The organism is Marinilabilia sp. (assembly GCF_016278715.1).
Lineage (GTDB): Bacteria > Bacteroidota > Bacteroidia > Bacteroidales > Marinilabiliaceae > Marinilabilia.
This window is the reverse complement of sequence record NZ_JADQBH010000082.1, coordinates 6,641-32,557: the sequence shown is the minus strand read 5'-3', so window position 1 is coordinate 32,557 and position 25,917 is coordinate 6,641. Positions and strand designations below refer to the sequence as shown.

3 protein-coding genes are annotated in these 25,917 nt (G+C 45.2%); 1 reads left to right on the top strand and 2 read right to left on the bottom strand.

From position 1 onward, the window contains the following. Positions 1-115: 115 nt before the first annotated feature. Together dprA and QZZ43_RS05315 are read right to left on the bottom strand one after the other, a co-directional pair. Complete coding sequence (gene dprA / locus QZZ43_RS05320; RefSeq protein ID WP_291856889.1) at positions 116-1,243, bottom strand: DNA-processing protein DprA; 1,128 nt, start codon at positions 1,241-1,243, stop codon at positions 116-118. Between the two features lie 549 nt (positions 1,244-1,792). Next, entirely contained in the window at positions 1,793-2,401 is a 609-nt protein-coding gene (locus tag QZZ43_RS05315) for an outer membrane beta-barrel protein (RefSeq protein ID WP_291856888.1), read from the bottom strand. Between the two features lie 1,139 nt (positions 2,402-3,540). Between QZZ43_RS05315 and QZZ43_RS05310 the strand changes: the two genes are divergently transcribed. Continuing rightward, on the top strand, positions 3,541-25,917 hold the full coding sequence (locus QZZ43_RS05310; RefSeq protein ID WP_291856887.1) for a PKD domain-containing protein: 22,377 nt from the start codon (positions 3,541-3,543) through the stop codon (positions 25,915-25,917).

Genomic DNA, 25,917 nt, shown 5'->3' with positions numbered 1-25,917 from the left:
ATTATTGGAAAATATTTTGCCAAAAAAAACACGAATATAAGGAGTAAGACACTAAGGGGTATCAATCAGCTATTTTTTAAGTCCCCTTTGGGGGGATTTAGTGGGCCGGGGCGCCTCACGTCATCACCACCCTGTAAATACCTCCGGGCTTACTTTTCACCAGTCCTTTGAACTCTAAATCCAAAAGGGTTGCGGACAATTTACTGATGGGCATGGCACATTTGAGACTTAGCAGGTTCAGATTCATCTCCTGTTCTTCAATGAGACTTTCCATGATGAGTTGTTGATCTTTTGTTTCGATTGTGGCAAAAAGATTACCCTGAACAGGTGTGGCTTTTCTTTTATTGGTATCCCAGCCCAGTGCGTACTCCAGATCTTCCACCGATTCGATGAGAGCGGCGATGTTCGATTTTATCAGGTAGTTGCAACCGGCAGAATAGGTGTCACCCGGCCGACCCGGAAATGCCAGTACGTCGCGGTTGTAATCGCGTGCCAGTTCTGCAGTGATGAGCGCACCACCTTTTCGGGCCGATTGTATCACAATCAGAGCATCCGAGAGTCCGGCAATGATGCGGTTGCGCTGCACGAAATTAAATTTGTCGGGCACCGTTTCACTGATGAATTCGGTCATTAAAGCTCCGTTCTCCATCATTTCTTTGGCAGTGTTCCGGTGCATCGACGGATAGATGCGGTCCAGTCCGTGAGCCAGCACTCCAATCGTTGGCAACCCGTTTTTCAGGGCTGCTTTGTGTGCACAAATATCCACACCGTAGGCCAGTCCGCTTACAACAACGGTTCCGGGATGCCGAACAGCCAGGTCGCTCACCAGTTTTTCACAGTAATCGATGCCCTCATCCGAGGGTGTGCGTGTGCCTACAATTCCAATCATGCGCTGGGCGGTGTGGCATTGCTGGCCATGGAGGTAGAGCATCAGCGGTGCGTCTTCGCAGAAGGACAAACGACCCGGGTATTGCCCATCCGAAAAGAACAGGGCGGTGAGCCTGTGTTTTTCAATAAATAACAGTTCCTGATCGGCCCGTTTTAACAGTTCTTTGCGATCGATGTTCAGAAGAAGTTGATTCAGAGCCGGCCCGATTCCCGGCACTTTGGCCAGAGTGGGAATTTTCTCCTCGAAAAGTGCCGATTCAGACCCCAGATAGGCAATGAGGTTACGTGCCAGTTTGGGCCCGATTCCCTTGATGAGACTGAGGGCTATGCGGTGCTGTAGTTGTTTGTCAGACACAATGTTGGGTTTTGGGTTTGTGGCCGTGAATTTATGGATTTTTTCGCTAAAAGAAAATGTGTTAGAAGTTTTAAGTCAGTAGTCTGTGGAGAAAAAGAGAGTTATAGCAATTTACAAAACGCAAAACCCGAAACCAAAAATCCTCAACTCAAAACCAAAAACTTTGTATTGTAAGGTTAGATGCACGTCTGTGCGCCCCTACGAGTTTGGTTTCTTTAGTTTTTAACCCAAAACTCAAAAATCAAAACCCTCAACTCATCCTCCCCCTTCGTATACCCCCTGACCCCCTGAAGGGGGAACCGCCAGCGTACAAACCGAAACTCAGAACTCGAAACCCAAAACCCTCGAACTCGAAACCCGAAACCCGAAACCGAAACTCAGACCTCGAAACTCAGAGCCCCGAACCCAGAACTCCGAACTCAAAACTCACTCCCCCTTCGCATACCCCCTGACCCCCTGAAGGGGGAACCGCCAGCGTACAAACCGAAACTCAGAACTCGAAACCCAAAACCCGGAACTCGAAACCCGAAACCAACCGAAACTCAAAACTCAATACCCGGAACCCAAAACCCAACTCACCCCGGTTGTCACCATCCCGGGATTTCCCCGTCCCACTTCCAGCAACATGCTGAAGCGAGGGGTCAGGAAATACCGCATTCCAAAAATGGGGCGCAAACGAAATTTAACTTCCGATTCTTTATGATTGTTAAAGGTTTCATCAGCAGGATTCCAAACATGTTGTTCATTAGAGCTTTCAAAAACTGCTTGCAGGACGCCCGACACATACAAGTCGAAATCGCCCAGAAACCACTGGTGTCCGCTCAATGCCTCAATCCAATGGGCATAATGAATGGTGGCAACCGCTCCCGTGCTGAAAGTAGTGTAGCGAAGTTCATTTTCCGGGATGGTGTCGTTGTTGTATTTGTCCCTGTTGTAGCCCATGAATCCGCCGGCGCTAAAATAATCGTTGATCCCCTTTTCCACGAAAACCGAAATGGGAGGTATTTTGCTGATGGAATAGTTTTCGTAGCTATCGGTGTCGGAGTAATCGGCAAAAGAGATTTTAGGACTGATGGTCCAGCTGTCGGCACGGTATTGGCCATAAGTCACTGAAGTCGTAGCAATCAGCAAAAAAATAAAAAGCAATATTCTTCCCATGTTCAAAAGTGATAATAGTTTGTGGGTAACGCATGTTTTTGGGTGGGAAATGAATGGCACAAATGTACAATGAAACAACATTTCTTCAAAAAGTGGTGGGATTTTTCCATTTTTTTTTCGTGTCGAAGAAATACCTCTCTTCGGCATAACTATATTACCTTTTCGATACTTTCAGGAACCCTCTTCGAGGCTGCGTTGTTGCTGCTTCGACCTTTGTTCGACTGTTCTCCGACTGCCCTCCGGCCTTATAAGAGTCGAACAACAGTCGAAGAAGTCCCGAAGAAGACTCGAACAAGGTTCGAAGAAGGGTCGGGGAGGTAGCGCCTAAGATTCTGGTTGCCAATGCCTTATGCTTTTTCTGGTTGTGTTTTATGTTAAGCAGGGTTGCTTCATTAACTGATTATCAGTGGAGACAGATCCTTGAGGTTGCACTCACAGCAATCCATGAGGTAAAAGTGTCACCACTGCACTGGCTATACCTACTTATTAAGTTGGAGAGCTAATGAACTATTGAGCCTCTTAAAGTATTGTTTATTTCCTACGAACTAAGAGCTACGAACTAAAAGCTAACAGCCCCATGCCCCATGCTTTTTTCCCTCCTTGACGAAACCCCCTCATTACTTCCACCAAAACCCTTAAATCTTCCACCAATAAAAACGCTCTTTCTGTTTGAGAGCCTTGAAATTAACAATGGTTCAAATGTTAAATTTCAGTTATACTGATATTTTCCACCATTTATGCCCAACTTTTTTTGATAGTTTTGCGTACAAACAATACTGTTATTATTTCGTTTTTTGCAATAATTAATGTTTCTTTACACTTGACGCCTTGATTTTAGGTGTGTAGAGATGAAAAACGGAGTTAAGGTCAGGGTCGTAAGATTCTGACAGAGCAGTAATTGAGAGGAAACAGGAAAAGAAAAAAACTGACTGAGAAAAGATTTGTGACAACTTCATATTAAATGAAAGTTGTCGTTTCTTAACCCTCAGTCCGAGCTTGTGACACCAAGGGCCATGGATGATCACCTTCTGACAAATTAGAATCCCGTTTATGGTTTTGGTGTTAATTGACCGGTTTTTTTATTGCCGGTCGACAGGTTTCAATGCTTCCCGCGTGGAGCAAAAATTATATATAAGCGGATGAGAAAAGGTTTACAAGGAAAGAGGAATTCGATCGTCAGAAACTTGCTGAAAAGCTTACTGCTTTTTGTCGGGCTTTTTGTGTTTGGGGGGAATGCTGTTTTTGGACAAAATATTGATTGTGCAGAAAATGGAGCTGTGGAATTTGGCCAATTTCTCCCTGGAAATGCCTTCACGATTAATGGAGAATGGATTGTTACAGATGGATTGATTTTTGATGATGTCAATGACCGTTATAGTCCAATTCGAGGATTCTCAAGTGGACAGACGTATAATGTTACCTGGCGAGGTGAGAATAATGGAGGAAATGTTCAAACTTACCCTATAAGCGTTACCATTAATAGTGTAGAGCCTTTCTTACTTTCCTTTACACCTGTTGGATCCACCAATATATGCTCCGGCTCTTCAGTTAACCCCCAAGTTCAGGTTAGTGTTGAAGGTGGATTGAATGATTCCTGGACAGTTGCCATTTCAGACGGTGCTGTTACAACAGATTATACAGTAACGGATTCTGATGGCAATGGAACAGAAACCAGAACCATAACTTTACCTGCTATTTCCAGTTCTACATCTTATGAAGTAACTGCGGTTAGGTATTCTAGTACTTGTACCCATTCCGGGGCCTTGCCCGCACCTATCACTTTTTCATTTCAGTCCCCCCCTACGCCTCAAAATACAAGTGGGACCTCTACCTGCACGCCAGGTTCTATTTCTGATATTACGCTTAATTCTTCCGAGAATGGTATTACCTATCAATTAATGTATGATGATGGTGTTAATCCCCCTGCAGCAGGTGAAAGCTGGAGCAGTACCGGTGATGGACAAACATATGCATTTGGAGCCGTATCTGGTGTTGGCCAGTATTATGTTGTTGCCGATGGATGTAACGGCCGTGTCAATATGCTTAACGGTCCTTACGCCATAAGTCCGGCTCCGAGTAACGCATTTTCTGTTACACCCACTGGAGCTCAATGTGCAGGGACAGAATTAAGAACAAGTGGATCTGAAACAGAAGTAAATTATTTTGTCGTTCGAACCAGTGACAATACCAGAACTGGTGCTATGCTGCCCGGTACCGGAGCTGCATTAAACTTTGGTGGAATAAATACTGCCGATACCTACAGAATTGAAGCTGAACCCCAAAATGGAGGTTGTGTAGTAACGTTGGGCGGTTCTTTGCAAATTGTAGCGCCTCCTGAGAATCATACTTTAACTGCCACCGGTACTGAATATTGCTCAACCGCTATACCTAATACAGGAATTGATTTATATTTTCCAACTTCTCAGCCAAATGTTACTTATACACTTCAACGCTGGGATGGAAGTAATTTTGTAAATGTGGTTGGAGCCCCGACCGTTTCAGGAACAGGAGGCTTAATTAATCCGGCATGGAGTGATTTACAGGACGGAACTTATCGTGCTGTTGCGACTACCAATCTGGCCGGATGTACCAGACCAATGCCAGGTACACCTTCGATTATTGAAAATGATCCTCCCAGTGCCGCCTTGACTATTCAGGCTGATAATGAAAAATGTTTTGCTTCTGGCGAAGTTTTTGAGATTGATGTGACACTTACCGGGAGTGCTCCCTTTTCTTTTGAGTTGGTCAATACGACTACTAATACTACAGTGGCTACTGTTTCAGGCAGTAATGATACTGATTACACCTTTTCAGTAAATCCAACAGCCATTAATACACATACTTATGCCATAATCAATCTTGAAGATGGCTCCAGCTGTGCGCTTGTTCCCAATGCAGGGCAAGTAGATTTTGAAGTGCATGATTTACCTACTATCTCCTTTACCAGTTCTACCGGGGTGGCTATTGATGGGCTAGGAAATGCTACTACAGAAGTTTGTGATGGATCCAATATTACCCTTACCGGTTCTTCTTCTAATACTGTTGGAGGCTATTCTTATCGATGGAGTAATTCCAATGTTGCCGGAACTATTGGATCTTTATCCAGTATTACTGAAAGTCCCAATCTTCCAGGTGTAACATATAACGTGCGGATAACTGACGGAAATGGATGTTACAACGACAGGGATATTGAGGTTATTGTAAATGCATTGCCAACGCTTTCTTTCGATCCTCCGGATGGTACCAGAGTGTGTTCTAATGAAGGTTTGGTTAGTTTGGTACCAACGGGTACACATACGGGAGGTAACTTTTCCGGGACCAATGTGGATGCAGCAAGTGCCACATTTGACCCGGTAGCTGCCGGAGTTGGTTGGCATAATATTATTTATGAAGCAACCGATGGTAATGGATGTACGAGTTCAGTAGTTAATCAGATTAGAGTTAATGATCCTCCGGGTTTAAATATTAGTGGATTGAATGCCAGTTATTGCGCTGATGCCGGGGTTCAGACTATTATTGGTACACCTAATGATGTGGCTGGAAATCCAAACTGGGAGGTTGATGGTAGTCCAATGCCTTCATGGTTTGTTGATGGCGGGGACGGTACTGCAACTTTTGATGTGGGAGCCGCTATTTCAAGTGCGGGAAGTGACAGTTATACTTTTAGTTATGAATATACAGATCCTACCACAGGGTGTACCAATACCATAAATGAAAGCACTGATTTTTATGACGACCTGAGTGATGACATTGATTTTTATTGGCGTGAAGCGGGTTCAGGTGATCCCTGGGCTATATTCCCATCACCTGATTTAGTGCTGTGTGAGACAAGCTCTGATATAGAGCTAAAAGCATATTTTAATCCCACTGGCGACCCGATTGATACCGGTAACCCGGTAGATCACACCAATGGAACCGGAACTTTTAGCGGACCTGGTACCAGTGTGACAAATGGTGCTGCCGGAGAGGGTACTTTTAGTGCTTCCACAGCAGGTAATGGCAACCATACTATCACCTATTCATACACTGATCTCAATAACTGTGATGCTACGGTTAGTTATACTGTGCAGATTGGTACTACCCTGACTCTTCACAATGTTTCACCAGTTTGTTGTTATGAAAATACCACAGATCAGCAATGGTATGTTGATCCTGTGGGTGGTGTTTTAACAGTAGATGATGGTGCAGGTACTGTAGAAACAATGACTTTTAATGATCCTGCCGATCGATATAGCTTTATTCCAAATAATGTCGGACAGGGAACTTACACCGTGACTTACACCTATACTGACGGAAGTGGATGTGTCAATTCTGTAGAGACTATCGTTGAAGTGCAAAATGAAATTGATGCCTCCTTTACTACTTCGGACGGCAGTCTTTCATACTGTGTAGATCACGGAGTTGTTTCTTTGGATCCTTCAAATTTAGGTAACTATTCCGGCCCGGGAGTTGGTGTTGCAACATTTAATCCCGCCATTGCAGGTGGAGGATCACATACCGTGACTCATACCGTTACTGATGGCTTTTGTACTGACATTGAAACATTGGATATTTTTGTGAATGATCCCAATGTAGGCATTGCACTGGCAAGTGATGAATTTTGTGAAAGTGATGAAACCTATTATCCTGTTGAGGCTACAAATCTGATTTTTGACGGGACAAATTATGTCGCTGATCCTGGTTTTGAGTTGGCAACGTATACTTTTTCTGCTCCTACCGCCTGCTTGTTTACAGAAGACGCCACTGGTACGCGCACTTATGTTTCAACTGCAAGCGCTGTGGGAGACGGCGATGAACCAGTTTATTTTGAACCCGGTCGTGCTCCTGTAGGGACTGCCTTTGATATTGAACTGGATTTCGATAATTCAGCAGCGACACCAGCTGGCTGTAGTGCTTATGATGCTTTCGAGGTGCTAGTAAAGCCTTCGCCTGCAGTCAACTTCGGAACTTCCGATCCGCTCGAATTCTGCCAAAACAGTGCACCTGTTATTTATACAGGACGATATGCCGGTGGTGGTGCCACCGGTTCCGGTTATTTTATGCTTGGAAGTCCTGGTAATCCTACTGCACCTGGCATTGATAATGAAGTTGATGGTGCCGGAACAGATAACAACGGACGCGCCGAGTTCGATCCATCTCTGGTTGCTGCATCGTCAGCAGAACAGATTACTTATGTTTATGAGCAGAACGGATGTACTTCCACCCGTACCAAAGAATTTAATATTCGTTCCGCGCCAACTGTCTTTGATGTAACTCCGGCTACTCCCGATGGAGGTATCTATTGTTTTGGAGGTGATGCAACTATAGGTTTGAGTTCTTCAGAAGAAGATGTGTTTTATGAATTGTTAAGAGATGGGACTGTTGTAGATGATTATACTGGTTTAGCGTCGGAAACTTCTTTTACTTTTCCGGCGGTAACTGAAGAAGGTACTTATACGGTGCGGGCAACTTTGCCTTCTGTTACTGACGCCTGTGAATCTATCATGAACGGCTCCGTCGAAGTCCGCGAAAACAAAGTAACTGCAGTCGTTGACTACAAAATTAATCCCACTTGTAATGGTGCTCTTGATGGAGAAATCCATGTTTCGGCTTCCAGTCTTTCTTCTGATTTTACTTATAAATTGACTGATGCCGCCGCTAATATCTGGACCAGTAACACCGGTGAGTTTACCGGTTTGGGAGATGAGACTTATACCATTACTATAGTCGATGGTTACGGATGTCCTCTTGCTGCAGGATCCATTTCGGAAACTTTGACTGAACCCTTAGCAATTACATTAACATCTGATCCTGCAACTGTTAATCATGTCACCTGTTATGGTGGCAACGATGGATTATTCCGGGTTACTGCAACTAATGTCGGGTCAGGCAATTACCAGTTTAGTATCGACAATGGTATTACCTGGGTAACCAACGGTACATCTCAATATACCTTTACCAATCTTTATGCAGGTACTTACAATGTGCAGGTGCGTGATGCCGGTAACCCTTCATGTGTTCAGACGCTTGCAGCTCCTGTAGTGATTGATGAACCGGATGGTTTGGTAACTATTGATAGCAGTAGTTTTACTAACGTTGATTGTACCACTCCTGGTGAGATACAAGTCGAAGGAGCACAAGCAGGCCATACAGGAGGCTTTAATTATGTTTTATACAGGGAAGCATCGTCTGGTAATTGGGTGCAAGTTGACCAATCTCCCACAACCAATGATACTGATGGTCATACTTTCCCTATAACCATTGGCGGCGATTATCGTGTCGATATCTTTGGCCAGAATAACTGCTCAACATCAGGGTATTACACGGTTACTGCCCCAACCAGTCAGCCGGTTGTGAATCTGGTAGCCATTACCAATGAATCTACTCCGGGTGCCGGAGATGGTAGCATTGAAATTAGTATTACCGGCGGGGTGGCCCCATTCACTATTGACTGGACAGGTACCGGAGTTACTGATGGTGTGACGCTTCAAACGAATTTGTCAGCCGGAACTTATTCTGTAAGAGTGACAGATGCTAATGGTTGCTGGGACGAATTGCTCAATTTGGATGTTGATGACAATGATGACCTTGGTTTAACGGTCTTAACTAAAAATCCCGGACCATGCTTCGGCAACAATAATGGCGAAATCAGTCTGACGGCTACAGGCGGAGTGTTGCCTTATGCATCTATTACATTGACTAACAGTAGTGGTGATGTGATTACGCCTTCTAACTCCGGATCTACTTATGCCAACTACACCGGACTGGTTGCCGGAAATTATACCGCCACAGTGGAGGATGGTCAACCCTTGACTTATTCAGAAACCATTGAACTCACTCAGAATTCTGAGTTGGTTTTGAATTTCTCGAAACTCTCAGATGCTACTTGTTTTGGTAATGATGGGGAGGTGACTTTTGATGCGAGCGGGGGAGTGGCTTTTGTCAGCGGTGGTGATTACAGATTTACCATCATTCCGGATGTTGGTGCTCCTATTCCGATTAGTGCTAATTCAGGAGATTGGCCAGACCCGAATTTACCTGCCGGCAACTACGAACTTCAGGTTCTTGATGCAGTAGGATGTTCACAAAACCTCTTCTTCGAAATTACTGAACCTGACGATATTACTTTCAATGTTGAGAACGTTCAGGATGTAGATTGTTTCGGCGAATTAACCGGAGAAATTACAGTTTCAGTGAGTGGTCGTCCTTCCGGAACCGACTATGCTTTTGCCTGGGAAGAATTTACAGGTACCCTTGGAACAGATGATTTATCAGATCCCGCCAATTGGGCAGCTTATGCTGGTTCGGTAGATGCAAGAACCATTTCCGGTTTACCGGCCGATGCCTATCGGGTTCTTGCCACTGATGGTTCATGCTCAGGAACTTCGGGCCCAATTTTCGTTGATCAGCGCACAGTCCTTGACTTGCATGTTGAAAATGAGACACATGTTACCACTTGTAATGGAGAAAGCACGGGAAGTGTGCGTTTGTCTGTCACCGGCGGCACCGGACTTTACATAATAAACTACGGTACAGTCTCGGATTCGTGGAATGGCCTGAACGATTACACGGTTACGGGACTTTCAGCCGGTACATATTCTTTTGAGGTGGTTGATGACAATGGTTGCTCATCCACTGAAAGTGTGACCATTACAGAACCAGATCCATTTTCTGTAAGCGTTACCGATTACGGCATTGAATGTGACGACCTGACCAGTGGTTATGTAAACTTCAATGTATCAGGTGGTCTGCAGATTTCTGGAGATAATATTTATAATGTAAGAATTGTTCGTCAGGAAAATAATCAGGTTTATGCTGATGTGGATCTGACAAATCCAACCAGTCCGGTTGGCATCACTGATTTAATGACCGGGCCGGACTATTTAATCGAAGGCACCTACACCCTTCAGGTTTATGATTCCAATTCAACCAATCCTGCGAATTGTCTGTTTGTAACTCAGTTTTCATTAGAGAATATTACCATCGAAGATACCCTGATGCATCCTACATGTAGTGGTCAGGACAATGGAAGTATCGATATCACAGTTAGCGGAGGTTCAGGTAACTTTATATATACCTGGACTGCAAGTGCCGGAGGAACTGTTTCTGCATCTCAGGTCAACAGTGAAGATTTAAGTGACTTGTCTCCCGGGACTTACGACGTTGTTGTTGAAGACCTTGATGAATCCAATTGTACTGTTACCGAAAGCTATACCATAGCTTATACCAATACATTAGCTGTTACTGCTTCTGCTACCGATGTCAGTTGTTTCAATAGCACCGATGGAGTGGTCACTGCTATTGCCACAGGTGGTGTTGCTCCTTATGATTATATCTGGGAAAGACTGGATTCTCCAGGGCCCCCGGAAGTATGGACAACTTTAATGAACAGTCAGACACTTGATCCTGTAGGCATTGGTGATTACCGTGTCAACATTATTGACGCTAATGGTTGTACTATTCAAAGTTCCACAGTGACGGTGAATCGTCCGGATGATTTTTCATTGACGATCGATCCTGCTATTTCTAATGTTTCCTGCAACGGTGGTAACGACGGAAGTTTCAACGTAACGCCTGCTGATCCCTCTGGTAATTATGAATATAGTATTGATGGTGGTGCGACCTGGCAGCTCAATGAAACTTTCTCCGGTTTAGCTGCCGGCGGTTACCAGGTTTCCATGCGCGATCGGGATTCTGCTCAACCTTATTGTACCAAGTATGATATTGAAAGTGTTGTAATTACAGAGCCTTCGCCGTTGGTTGTTGACCTGGTAAATATTGTTCCTGTAGATTGTAAAGGAAATAGTACCGGTTCTATTGAAGTGGAAGTTCCTTCCGGAAGTGGAACAGCACCTTATACATATCAGTGGTACCGTGTTACAGGCAGCGGAAATATTACTTTGACAGATGCACCTGTCAATCACGGAGCCTTAACTGATAACGCCATTAATTTAGAAGCGGGCGACTACCGCGTAAGGGTTGCTGATGGTAGCGCAACTTCTTGTCAGGTATGGTCTGATATTTATGAGGTTACCGAACCGGCAACCTCTCCAACTATTACTGTTGAGAATAGAACTAATGTCACTACTGCCGGCGGAAATGATGGAAGCATTGAGATTAGTGTAACCGGCGGAACCGGTGTTTATTCCTTCGATTGGGAAGAAGTGGATGGAGCTGGTACTCTGGTTGATGATCTCAGTACACACCCTGATGACAATTCTAATGTTATTGATGGCTTACCAGCCGGAAATTATAGGGTGAATATATTGGATGGCAATAGTTGTCCTGTAAATCAAACGATTCCAATTACAGATCCTAATACTCCTTTAGCTCTTGATACGGCAACTGTTTCTCCCCATCCTTGCAATGATGCGGTTAATGGAGAAATTAGGTTGATCGCCTCTGGTGGTCAGGCTCCTTATACCTTCACACTAACTCGTCAACCTGGAACAACGATTGCTGCGTCCAGCATTTCAGGAGGTTTCGCCTATTACGATAATCTCGTACCTGGTTATTACAATGCTCAGGTAGAGGATGATAATGGAGTGGTGGAAACAATTACCAATATTCATCTGACAGTTCCGGATCCTGTGGCACTGACAGTGACCAAGGACAATGATGCCACTTGTTATGGAAACAGTAATGGTCAGGTTACCATTCAGGTTACGGGGGGAACTCCTTTACCGGGAGATTCTAATCCGGCAGATACTTCTGTCCCAGATAATGATTACTACTCCTATACCATCAGTCCACAGAGCGGACCTGCCATAAGTGGATTTGTTGTTGACGATGGTACCGGCAATTTTGTGTTGGTAAATAATACTTTGCCGGCTGATGATTATGAAATCGTTGTCGCTGATGCAAACTACTGTAGTGATTTAGATGCGTTTACGGTCATTCAGCCGAACGAGTTAACTATTGATTTGACCGGTAAACAGGATGTTACCTGTTTTGATGGCAATAATGGGTCGCTTTCGGTAAAAATTAACGGACGTCCTGCAGGTACCTCATTCACTTATTTTTGGGAAGTTGACGCAGACAAAAATGGTACCTGGGCTGCTTACCCTGCAACTACCGGTACCTTAACCAATCTTGAAGCGGGGTATTACAGAGTTACTGCTGAAGAGACATTAACCACTTGTCCGGTTCCTCCATTAACAATAGAAATTGATGAGCCCGCTGAAGTAGTGTTGACTCAGGTGGTTAAAAATAATGTGACCACCTGCAATGGCGACAACACAGGAAGCGTACGCTTTTCTGTTACCGGAGGTACTGCGCCTTACACCATTAAGTACGGTACAGTTGAAACTTCATGGGATGGTACCGGTGATTTCACTGCCACAGGACTCACTGCTGGTTTCTATGATTTTGAAGTCTTTGATGTCAATGGATGTAGTGATGAGATTCAGGATGTTGAAATTGCGGAGCCTGCCCCATTGGAGGTTAGCAATCTGGATTATGGAATTTTATGTCAGAATCTGACCAGTGGGTGGCTCAATTTTGATGTTGCCGGTGGTGTGGATGATGCAGGATTCAGATATGATGTAAGCCTTGTGCGTCAGGAAAATAATCAGGAATATTACAATAATATTGAAACAGCTTCTCCGGTAAATATTTCCAGCCTGATCGAAGGAACTTACACACTGGAGGTTTTCGATGCCAACTCCACAGCCTCTGATGGTTGTCTCTTTACTTATGAGTTTGCTATTGAAAATATTACCATTGATGCTACTGTGGTACAACCTACTTGTAGTGGAATAGACAATGGCAGCATCGATATCACCGTCACCGGTGGTTCAGGAAGTTATACATACAATTGGTCTGACGGTTCAGGAACTTTTAGTTCCACTAATCCGGATATTTCCAATCTGGCACCTGAAACTTATACTTTGGTAGTGACAGATTTTACTGGTCAACCCAATGCTTGTAGTATTACTACGCAACCGTTTGACTTGAATTATGAAAGCACGCTATCGGTCAATGCTTCAGCAACGGGTGCAAGTTGCTACAATGCTGGTGATGGCAGTGTTACAGCTACTGCAACAGGTGGTGTCGGTCCTTATGATTATATATGGGAGAAATACAATTCAACTTCAGGACTATGGGAGACATTGGCGAATCGCCAAACCATTGATCCTGCCGGGCTTGGAATCTATATGGTCACCGTTGTTGATGCCAATGGATGTGAGGTAGCTACCGAAAATGATCCAACCAGTGTTGATGTAATTACAGTTAGACAGCCTGAGGATTTTAATTTTTCAATTGCCGATCCTGCTGTCGATATTACCAATGTCACCTGCAATGGTGGCCACGATGGTAGGTTTGAGGTAACGCCCAGTCGGGCCGGAAACTTTGAATACAGCATTGATGGTGGTGCTACCTGGCAAATAAGCCCGGTATTTGACAATCTTGCAACAGGTTTGTATGCCGTCTCTATGCGCGACCTTAATACAGCTGCCCCTTACTGTACCAAAATAGACATCGACAATGTTGAGATTACCCAGCCCGATCCGTTGGTGATTGATCTGGATAATCTGGAAGATGTGGATTGTCATGGAGCAACCACCGCTACTGGTTCTTTGATTGAAGTGAGTGTCGATGGTGGTACTCCCGATATGACCAGTGGAACGCCGGTATATACTTACCAGTGGTATCGTGTTGAAGGGGGCGTGAATGATATTTTGGTAGGAGAAATTTCTGCTACATTGGCTGATCGCCCGGCCGGAGATTACCGTGTGCGCGTTTTCGATGATAATATTTGTGATCTTTGGTCGGATATTTATACTATTTCCGAACCGGCAACTGCTCCGGCCATTACCATTGAAAATGAAGTGCATCCAAGTGCACCGGGTGCTTCTGATGGTACTATTACCATCAGTATTTCAGGGGGCACCTCTCCATACAGCATTGCATGGGAAAATGCTGCAGGCGTTAGTTATGGAACAGATGCTTCCATCTCTGGCCTTGTGCAGGATAGTTATACAGTCACCGTTACAGACGCTAATAACTGTCAGGTAGATGAAACCATTCCTTTAACTGATCCGGGGTCAGCGCTTAATCTGACGATTGAAGAACAAACTCCTCCGGGCCCATGCAGCGGTGCAGGCAATGGTGTGATTGAATTGCGTGCAACCGGAGGAAACAGTGACAATTATACTTTTACACTGATTCGACAGCCCGCTACAACCATAACCAATGGTGCCATTTCAGGCAACATCGCCCGATATGAAAATCTGGTATCTGGTGTTTATACCGCCAGGGTGGAAGACGCCAATGGCGTAGTGGAGAGTATTACAGGTATTGATCTTATAGGGCCTGATCCGCTGGTGCTGACAATAACTAATCTGCAGGATGCCAATTGTAGCGGATTACCGGATGGTTCCTCCATTAGTTTTGAAGTATCAGGTGGTGATATTACCAGTACTGGAGTTTATGCTTACAATATTATCCCTGAAAGTGGAACTATCCTATCAGGTACCACTAACGGGCCAGGTTACGAAGACGATCTTTCAGCCGGTGATTATGAGTTGATTGTTACCGATGGAACAGGTTTCTGCAACGTTTCTGAAACCTTTACTATCGGCGAACCCGATCCCATCGTGATTGCAGGAACTGTTTCACAAATTTCCTGTAACGGTGCCGCAGATGGGGAGATTTCCTTTAATATCTCCGGAGGGCATGGTCCATATACTGCCTATACCTATGAGTGGTATGAGGCCAGTACACCGGCGACTCTCATTGCAACGATTAGCAATGGCTCAACTTCCATTGACGGACTTGCACCCGGTAGTTATTATGTAGTTGCTAAAGAAATAGCTACAACAGGTTGTAGTCAGACTTCCGAAACTTTCGTAATTGAAGAGCCGGATCCATTATCGGTTACTGCCACACCAAAAGATATTACTACCTGTAATGGTGATAACTCCGGAAGTATCGAAGTAAACGTTACCGGAGGAACGCCCCCGTACATCGTGGATTATGGCGTTGGAACTGTCAATGGTGGTGGCCCCATCTTTACCATTAATGACCTGTCTGCCAATACTTATACGATTACCGTCTATGATGACCATAATTGTGAGGCACCTGTTGTCACAGCTACCATTAATGAACCAGCAGCTCCGCTGAGCGTAAATAATATTACTTCAGATATCGCCTGTGATGGTTCAGTTGTAGGTAATGAAACCAGTGGAACCGTTAGTTTTGATATTGCCGGTGGTGTCTCTGATGGAGCAGGCGACTTCTCTTACCATGTCCGTCTGTTAAATACCAATACCAGCGTTATTCAGACACAAACTGTTGATGGTACTTCTACAGTCAACTTTACGGGGTTGATTGCCGGTGATTATCAAATTCGGGTAAGAGACAATAATGCCGATGCCTCTACCGCATGTGACAATCCCATATTTGAAACATTTACCCTGGAACACATCGAAATTTCCGGAAACGAAGTGAATGCCACTTGCTCCGGCATTCAGGACGGCGAAATTATCAATGTGCAGGTAACAGGTGCAAGCAGTAGTTACACCTTTGCCTGGACAACCAGCGATGGTTTTGGTAATGACGACAGTTCACTTGATCAGTCTGGTCTGGCACCGGGTACTTATACCCTGACTATTACAGATCCTGATCGTGGTGGTTGTACCATCAGTAAAGATTTTATTGTCGAAAATGACAATGTGCTGAATATCACCGCTTCCGTCAAAGATATCTCCTGTGCAGGGGGTGACGATGGGGCCATTCGCAATGTTATGGTTACAGGTGCTTCCGATCCTTCCCAGCCGCTGCAATATGAGTGGCAAGGTCCTGGAATCGGCACCATTACTCAGATGAGTGATGAGTTTGGTTTTGATCCCAATTTGTACGATCTGGAGCCTGGTATCTATACACTAACCGTAACCGATGGCAACAGCTGCGATGTTACCAGGGTGTTTACTGTGTCAGAGCCTGATCCTATTATTTTTGATCTCTCCCCTTCGCTTGATAATTGTAGTCCATATAACCGGTCTATTTCTATTGATAATCTGGATAATAACGATGGTACCGGCGATTTCAACAACTTCAATTATTATTGGAACGGGCCGCTGGGTAGTAGTTTTACTGAAGCTCCCGATAAACAAAGCATTTCAAATGTAAGAAAAGCCGGAACCTACACAGTTCGGGTCATTGACGAGGCTGGTTGCAGTCAGGATGAATCTATCACTGTTTTTGGTGATATTTCGGTGGATGCAGATCTTACTCATGTACCCTGTTTCAACGGTGATAATGGCAGCATCGTGCTGACCATAGCAGGTGGTAGTGGTGATTATACCTATGAATGGGTAGATGATTCCGGAAACCCCACTGCTGATCCAAATGTTAAGAATCAGAACGGACTTACTGCCGGGACTTACACAGTAACTATTTACGATAATCATGCTGACCAGGATTGTGGAGGTGGTACTAATCCTTATTGGGTAACAGAAGAATTTACCATTACACAACCGGCAGATATTGATATAGAATACGAAAAGACCGATGTTTCCTGCAATGGCAATGCCGACGGACAGATTACGCTGGATGTAACAGGTGGCAGCGGTACTTATGATTATGAGTGGACACCCGCTTCTGCTCCCGGCATTGTTCCCGGATCGAGAAAACAGGTCGGTCTCGACGGTGGTGTTTACAGAGTAGAAGTAACCGATGCTATAACAAACTGTCAGCAAAGTGAGACCATAGAAATTATTGAACCTGATGCTCTTGTTTTTGAATTGGATACAACCGATACGGATTGTTCCGGGAATAACAGAATTGCCATTGTTCCTGGAAGTGTAGACGGAGGTACAGGTAGTTATGAATTTACATTAACCGGGCCGGGTGCACCTGCCGGATGGGATGGTTCTACACCGGCAGAAAATCTTCCGGGAGGTGAATATACCATCACACTTACCGATGTTGGCTCACCGGCTAATTGTTCACTCAGTAAAACCGTTATTCTTACCAAACCCATCAGTATAACCCCTGTTGTAACTTCCGAAACATGTCCCGATTCCAACAACGGAGCCATAGAATTAAAGGTTACAGGTGGCAGAAGTCCGTTTACTTTCTCATGGACGGATGAAAACGATGACCCCACAGTTAGTCCGAATAATAAAAACCAGTCGGGACTGAGTGGCGGAACTTATACCGTTGAATATGAAGATGACAGGGGTTGTATCGATTCAATGGATGTAATTGTCCTCATCACCAATGATATAGAACTTTATCCATCCATTACACCGATTATCTGTTACGGCGATTCTACCGGAGCCATTTCTCTTAATCCAGCAGGAGGTTCAGGACATTTCTCCTTTGACTGGCGTGGTCCGGAAGATTTTTCATCCGATCAGGAAGATATTTCAAATCTTATTGGCGGTACCTATTATGTTGAAGTCATTGACGATAGTTTGCAACATTATGGTATCACCTGCCGGTTTGAAGAATCGTTTGTTGTTTCGCAGCCATCTGCTCCAATAGAGGTAACGAATGTGGATATTACCGATGTTTTGTGTAACGGTAATAATACCGGAAGCATTGAGGTTACCGTGGAAGGCGGAATGCAAGATGGAAACTATAACTATAAATGGAGTGGCCCTGGTGATTTAAGCGGACAAACAACCAACCAGCTTATTGATGTGGATGCCGGTAATTACTACCTTAACGTGACCGATGGTATTCCCGGTTGTGGGGCTAATTTTGGGCCTTACACCATTAATCAGCCTGCTCAGCCCCTTAATATTGAGCGGGATGAAATGTTGCCTGTAACTGTGCCTGGTGGTTCCAACGGAGCCATTCAGGTGAATGTGACCGGTGGGGTCGGAAATTACAGCTTTGTCTGGGAAATTGTGAATCCCGTAGATGGAACCACAACTCCCTTGCCTGGCACCTCCAATCGCCACGAGGGACTGTCGGCCGATACCATTAGAATTACAGTTACAGATGCACCAAACGGATGTATTGATTCTATCGATATTCAGGTTACTGAACCTGGCGATTCTCTCTCTATAGATTTTATGGAGCATAAAGATGTGCGCCCCTGCTACGGTGAGGATAACGGCGAGATAAGTTTTCAGGTATCCGGTGGAACTCCCGATATGACCAGCGGTTCAGCAACCTATCATATTGTGGTAACCCGTGGTGCCGATGTAATTTACAACAATAATGACGACTTTATAGACCTTGATGGGCTTGTGCCCGGGAATTATCATATCGAGGTGACAGATTTCAATGGTGTTACAGTCGATGACGATATTACCATTTCACAACCTCCGCAGTTGAATGTTGCTGTCAATAATATAACTGCGGTTACCTGTACCGGCGGTAATGACGGTTCTATTACGGTAACCATCTCAGGTGGAACTCCGGAGGGTGGAGCTGGTGGAAATTATCAGCTTGAGTTGATAGAGCCTGATGGAACATCCGGCAAAATATTAACTACAGGAAGTAATACCTTCAATTCATTGGTTGCAGGTAACTATACATTAAGAGTATGGGATGATGGTAATGGTGATGGTGCCTTTACCAATGGAACCAATGAGGATGATTGCTACCAGACTCTGGCATTGACAATCCCTGAACCAAATGCGAAAGTCGCTCTTGCGGTTGTTCCCGGAAGTGAAGTGTTGTGTGAGGGAGAGCTTCCTCAATTGAATGTTTCTGTTTCCAATTGGGACTTTACCACACAAGGTGATCTGGATATCACATTGAACGATGGTACTGAGGTTACTGTTGATCAATCTCCTTTCCAGTTTACTCCCGATAATGTACCTGCTGCCGGTGTTGTAGCCTACGAAGTGGTTAGTGTGGAGGAACCTGTCACAAACTGTAGTAAAGGGGAAGGTGAAGGTGTTGCTACCGTAACAGTTCATGGAACTCCTACGGCCACCATTTATGGTGATGGGCGGGCTTGTCCGGGAGAATCCCGTAATATAGGTGTCAACCTTACCGGTGCTGCTCCATGGATCATTGTTTATACCGATGGAACCAATAACTATATTGAATCAGGAATCACCTCTTCAAACAAAGTTCTTGAAGTAACTCCTGCTGATACCACCACTTATGAACTGGTTTCTGTTTCTGACAGCCATTGTACCGGAACTTTCTCAGGTGATGCTACCATTACTGTAGATCCAACAACGACGGTTGAGTTAATAGCTCCGGCAATCCCTGAGATTTGCCGTGGCAGCGATAGCTACTTGGATATAGATTTCGATCCTGCAACTAGCGGCCCTTGGCAGGTAACTTATGCGGAAGATGACGGAACGAATTCTACCCAACGAACTATTGCTGTTGAAAGCGGTGATTTGACAACAGTTGCTGGAAATTCCTATTATCGCCTGAATGTATCACCACTGGTCACTACCGAATATTCACTGATTTCAGTAACGGATACTTATGGTGGAAATAACAGCTGTGCTGCTGATGTTACTGGTCTTCCGGTTACCATTACAGTCAATAAAGTGCCCGAAGCTGCTGGTACAATTTCCGGTGATGCAGAGGTTTGTCAGATTGATACCGCTACATACAGTATTGAAGCAATTACTGATGCTGATAGTTATACATGGACAGTCCCGTCAACCGTAGGGACTATCATTAGTGGCGCAGGCACACGAGAGATTGAAGTTGAGTTTGATGCCACCTCGGTTTCCGGTTACATTACTGTTCAGGGAACCAATAGCTGTATTGATGGCCCGCTTAATAGATTGTATGTTAATGTGCGCCCTGCACCAACCATTGGTGCTATTGATGGCCCAGCCGAACTTTGTCAGACAGCCAAAGGAGTGCGTTACTCTGTGCCTCCGGTGGCCGCTGTGGCCGGGTTCCAATGGACCGTTCCTGAAGGTCTGACGATTGTGTCGGGACAGGGAAGTGCCAGCATCATTGTAGATGTGGAAAACTCTACCACTGCTACCGCAGGGCAGATAACTGCTACACCGTACAACAGTTGTGGAATGTCCACCAATGTAGCTACTTATAATGTTACAGTAAATCCCAATCCGGCGGCAAATGCAGGCATTGATCAAATGATCTGCGGTATTGAAATTCCTGCTCCCAGATTGGATGGAAATGAGCCTGCAACCGGGCAATCCGGACAATGGACTTCTATAAATGGTTCCTTTATTGTTTTTGATAATGGGGCGACTATCTATAATACCACAATTTCCGATATAGCTCCCGGCAATCATTTTCTGGAGTGGAAAGTGACAGACAATACAACCTCTTGTTACAACGCTGATACAGTGGTGATCCGTAACAATAAATTATATGCAGAGGCCAAGGTGGAGAAATCGCTTTCCTGTGATGGTTCTACGGATGTGTATGGTACGGTTTTACCCAACGGTACATCAGGCAACTGGAGTGTTGAGACTGGTAGTGGAACCTTTGTGGATGCCTCTAAGGCCGGAACTACTGTCTATGACCTGGGGCCTGGAACAAACACCCTGCGATGGACGATCACTCAGAATGGTTGTGAAAGTTGGGGCGAAGTAGATGTTGTGAATGATGAGACTGACCAGGCCGTAATTTCTGGTGATGAAGAGAGACATTTATGTGAGGATTTCACCAATCTTATTGCCAATGATCCGTCTTTAGGAACAGGTCAGACCGGTGAGTGGACGGTCATTAAAGGTCGTGCTGATATCAGTGATGTAAACAATCATGATATTTCGGTGACCAACCTGGCAATGGGTGAAAACGTATTGCGCTGGACCATTTCCAAAAACGGCAACTGTACCACTTCCGATGAAGTGACTATTTACAATGATCAGTTGGAAGTAGACGCCGGTGATGGCTTTACCACTTGTAGCGACTCCGTTCATCTGAATGGAACAGTACCGCCGTCAGGAGCCATCGGCCAATGGAGTGCTGAAGGAACAGCCAATGGAAATGCCATTTTTGCAGATGGAAATGCATGGAATACCACTGTGGATAATCTGGTGAACGGCACTAATACTTTCAGATGGACACTCTCCCAAAATGGCTGTGAAAGCAGCGATCTAGTGGAAATTGTAAGTCATGCACCGACCCAGGCCACTGTGGGAACAACACAGACCATCTGTGGTACTATCACTACGTTGACTGGTAATCAACACGAATCTTATGAGTCCGGGCGGTGGTCTATTGTGCAGGGCAGCGGACGCTTTGATGATCCAAATCAATACAATACTGATATTACCGGAGTTGGTTACGGCGAAAATATCTATCGCTGGACAATCAAAAATCAGAACTGTACTTCTTCTGCAGATCTGAAAGTCATTAATAATCAGGTCCAGGCCTTTGCCGGTAAAGATACCGTTACCTGTGCCACTACCATAAATCTTGCAGCGGACCCTACTCCTGCAGGTTATTCAGGCTACTGGAGTGTGGTTCCGGGCGAAGGAAGCGTTACCTGGGAAGACCCGAACACCCAACCCAATGCACGTGTGAAACTTGGATTGGGAACCAACCGGTTGGTTTGGACTGTGGAACACATCAATTCCGGATGTACTTCCTCCGACGATGTGGTGGTTCAGGTAAATGCAGTGGGAATCTTTACTGCAGGTGGAGATCAGGAACTGGACGGTGGAAATGGAGAAACCAATCTTAGTGCGACGTTGCCTTCGGGTGCCACTGGTGTTTGGTCGATAGTCTCCGGGGGGGGAAATATTGTTGATGATACAGACCCAACTACCCGGGTTACTGATCTGGAAATGGGGCCCAATGTATTCCTCTGGACGGTTACTTCTGGGGATTGTTCCAAATCTGAAGAGGTAATTATTACAAACGGCGATGTTATTCAGGCAGAGACTGTTCCTGATTTCATTACATGTAATCCAGATGTTCAATTGGGAGCTAATGATCCGGGTAATGCCATTGGAAAATGGACCCTTGGCAGTTTTGGCTCAGGTGAAATTGAGGATGATGATGATCCCGAAACATGGGTACGCGATCTTGGGCCTGGTGATAATGAGTTTGTATGGACAATTTCTTATGGTCCGGGAACCACCACAACTACTGATAGAATTGTGGTTACCAATAATAAACCTGATGACGCCAGACCTAAAGATGGTGGTGTTACCTGTGATGAGACTTTCCTTCTGGAAGGTAATCAACCTGATGCCGGTATGGGAACGGTTTCGTGGTCAATTATTTCAGGTGGTGGCGATATTGCGGATGTCAATGCTGTAACAACTGAAGTGACTAATCTTTCACAGGGTGAGAACCGATTTGTTTACAGCATCCGAAAGGGTGTTGAAAAAGTGTGCTTCTCTACCGATACCATTACCGTCATTAACGGAACACCTACTACTCCTGATGCAGGTGATGATAAGACACTGTGTACCGACAGTGTGAGGCTGGATCCAAATGTTCCGAATCATGGAGTCGGAGAATGGCGTATTCTCGAAGGAGGGGCCGAGTTTGATGGCAATATGGCCCGAAGAATTAGTGGCGGAGTAAACCGTTTCTTATGGGTGATCTCTACAGGGTCTTGTTCTCAGCAGGATACAGTGACTATTACCAATAACGAACCGTCAGAAGCTTATGCAGGTGGCCCGCGACCACCGGTTTGTAATGATTTTGTTACCTTGTCTGGTAGTTTGCCTACGCGTCACACCGGTGAATGGAGCCGTATATCCGGATCAGGGGAAATTCAGAACCCAACGGAACCTGACGCCGAAGTTATCAATCTGGGACAAGGAGAAAATAAGTTCCGCTGGACTATTACCAACGGGCAGTGTTCCGACTGGGACGATGTAATTATTCGCAACGATTTTAAAGAGGCTAAGATTTTGTATCTGAATCCGGATCCCATTTGTGTGGATACTGTTGCTTTGAGGGCGAACAACCCTGCTCCCGGGGTGGGGTCATGGGGCGTTATTGGTGGCAGCGGAAGTGCTTCGTTCGACGATCCATCCAATCCCAACACCACAGTTCGGGATCTTGCACAGGGTGAGAATATTCTTACCTGGACAGTTCAAAACGGAGATTGTCCGGATGTGGCTACTGTAACCATTGTCAACAATATGCCTACAGATGCCGATGCTGGTGGAAACTTTGCTTCCTGTGACAATATTGTAACGCTTAGTGCAAATACCCCGATGATTGGCAACGGAACGTGGACGGTGCGAAATGGCAGTGGCGATTTTGTGGATGCCAATAATCCCAACACTTGGGTGAATGGATTGAATTTCGGAGCCAATGCGTTCCGCTGGACCATTGTGAATGAGGGTTGTTCATCATTTGATGATGTGCAGGTGGATTTTAACAGTATTGTGCCCGAGGTAGGGGACGATCGTACTGTTTGTTCCGATACTGAAGTATTGCAGGCAGCCAATGCTGCGCCTGGAACGGGTACCTGGACGGTTGCCGGAGGTACCAGTCAGGCTACATTTGATGATGTCAGTGATCCGGGAACTACCGTTCGTAACCTGCGAAAAGGGGTGAACCGACTGAGATGGACTGTTAATTATAAGGGATGTCAGACATCTAAGGAAGTGAGCATTACCAATGGTTCTCCAAGTACTGCTTATGCCGGAAATACTCAACGGGCTTGTGCTGATGAGACTGTTCTGGATGCCATACAACCCGAAATCGGCACCGGACGCTGGGAGATTATTTCAGGATCGGCTACTATTACTGGTGCCGACATAAACAATCCCAAAGCTACAGTTACCAATATTGCCAAAGGAGATAATGTGTTCCGTTGGGTAGTTGAAAATGACATCTGTCGCAGTGAGGATGATGTGCTAATCGTTAATAATTTGCCATCTACACCATTTGCCGGAAGTGATTTGACCGTCTGTGAACCCAATCATGACCTGATGGCTGCAACGCCCGAATATGGTGAAGGTTTCTGGTCGATTGTTGAAGGTGGCGGAAACATTTCAGATGTTGTTGACCCCAGAGCAAAAATTAGAAATCTGGCACAGGGTCGAAATATACTGAAGTGGACTGTCTCTCAGGGACAATGTACTTTGTCTGATGAAATAATTATCACCAATAATACGGCAACCAATGCCAATGCCGGGCCCGATGTCGCTGATTGTAAGGACTGGTCGCAGTTGGATGCCAATCCACCTTTGCAGGGTGTGGGTGAGTGGTACATCGTTTCAGGAAATGGAACTTTTGATAATAATGCCGATGAAAGTACGGTTATCCGTGATCTTGGTTTTGGTGAGAACATCCTGATGTGGGAGATCTGGAATGGGACAGGAGAAAATCGCTGCTTCTCTCGTGATACCGTGGTGATCTTTAACAAAGTACCCGCGCAAAGCGATGCCGGAAACGACAAGGAATTCTGTGACAACTATACCACTTTGAATGCCAACATGCCACCCGAAGATGCTGTTGGAAAATGGACCGTGGTTAGCGGAGCTGGAGACTTTGAATCGCCCAACTCTAATAACTCTATTGTAAGGGATATTGGCTTTGGTAATAATGTCTATAAATGGACCATTTCTTACGATGATTGTGTCACAGAGAGCACAGTGACCATTAAGAGCAATAAAACGGATGCTTATGCGGGCGAAGATGTGGTTGTTTACGATCCCGAAGCCATGCTGAATGCCAATAATGTGGGTGATTTGAACGCACGTTGGAACATCGTAGGGGGTACAGGTGAGTTTGAAGATCCTGCATTCTTTAATACCATGGTTACCGGTTTAAGCGAAGGAATAAATACCTACCGCTGGGTAATTGATGTGGAAGGTTGTAGCTCTTACGATGATGTGAGTGTTGAATACCGTCCGGTACCAGATGCCGGTTTCATAACTGATATTGACGAGGGTTGCTGGCCTATGGATGTGTTGTTTACCAACTATTCAGTCGGTGTTCAGGACCGGGATTATCATTGGGATTTTGGTGATGGTAATTTCTCAGGGGACCAGAACCCTCAGCACATTTTTGAAGAGGCAGGAAACTATTCCGTTACATTAACGGTCCCGGGTCCCGATGGTATCGAAGGTCGCTATCAGAAAATCATCAGGGTACATGATCATCCCGAGGCTGCATTTAGCGTTATGCCCGAAGAGGTTTATGTACCGGGTGATGAGGTTCGTTTCTTCGACTTGTCGGTGGATGCTGTGGATTATTTATGGGATTTTGGAGACGGAAACCATTCAACGGAAGCTCATCCGGTGCACGAATATACTGAAAGTGGACTTTATGATGTGATGCTTCATGTGACCAATGAATATGGTTGTGCGGACAGCACTGTCATTGAAGGAGCTGTGACTGCTATATCCAAAGGTTTCATTAAGTTCCCCAATGCATTCAGACCTCGTCCCGATGGTGGAAGCTCTCATCAGGCAAGTGAAACAAATATACTCTTCCGACCCGTATACAGAGATGTTGATAGTTACGAAATACAGATTTACAATCGCTGGGGACAATTGATTTATGAATCGACAGACATTGATGAGGGCTGGAACGGACTATACAAAGGACAACTGGCACCACAGGCGGTTTATGTCTGGAAAGTTAGTGGTACCTTTGTAAACGGCGAGGAATTCCGTGAAACAGGAAGTGTGTTGTTGGTAAGATAA

Coding starts and splice junctions, on each gene's coding strand:
- QZZ43_RS05310 (WP_291856887.1), top strand. CDS start 3,541: ATGAGAAAAGGTTTACAAGGAAAGAGGAATTCGATCGTCAGAAACTTG.
- QZZ43_RS05315 (WP_291856888.1), bottom strand. CDS start 2,401: ATGGGAAGAATATTGCTTTTTATTTTTTTGCTGATTGCTACGACTTCA.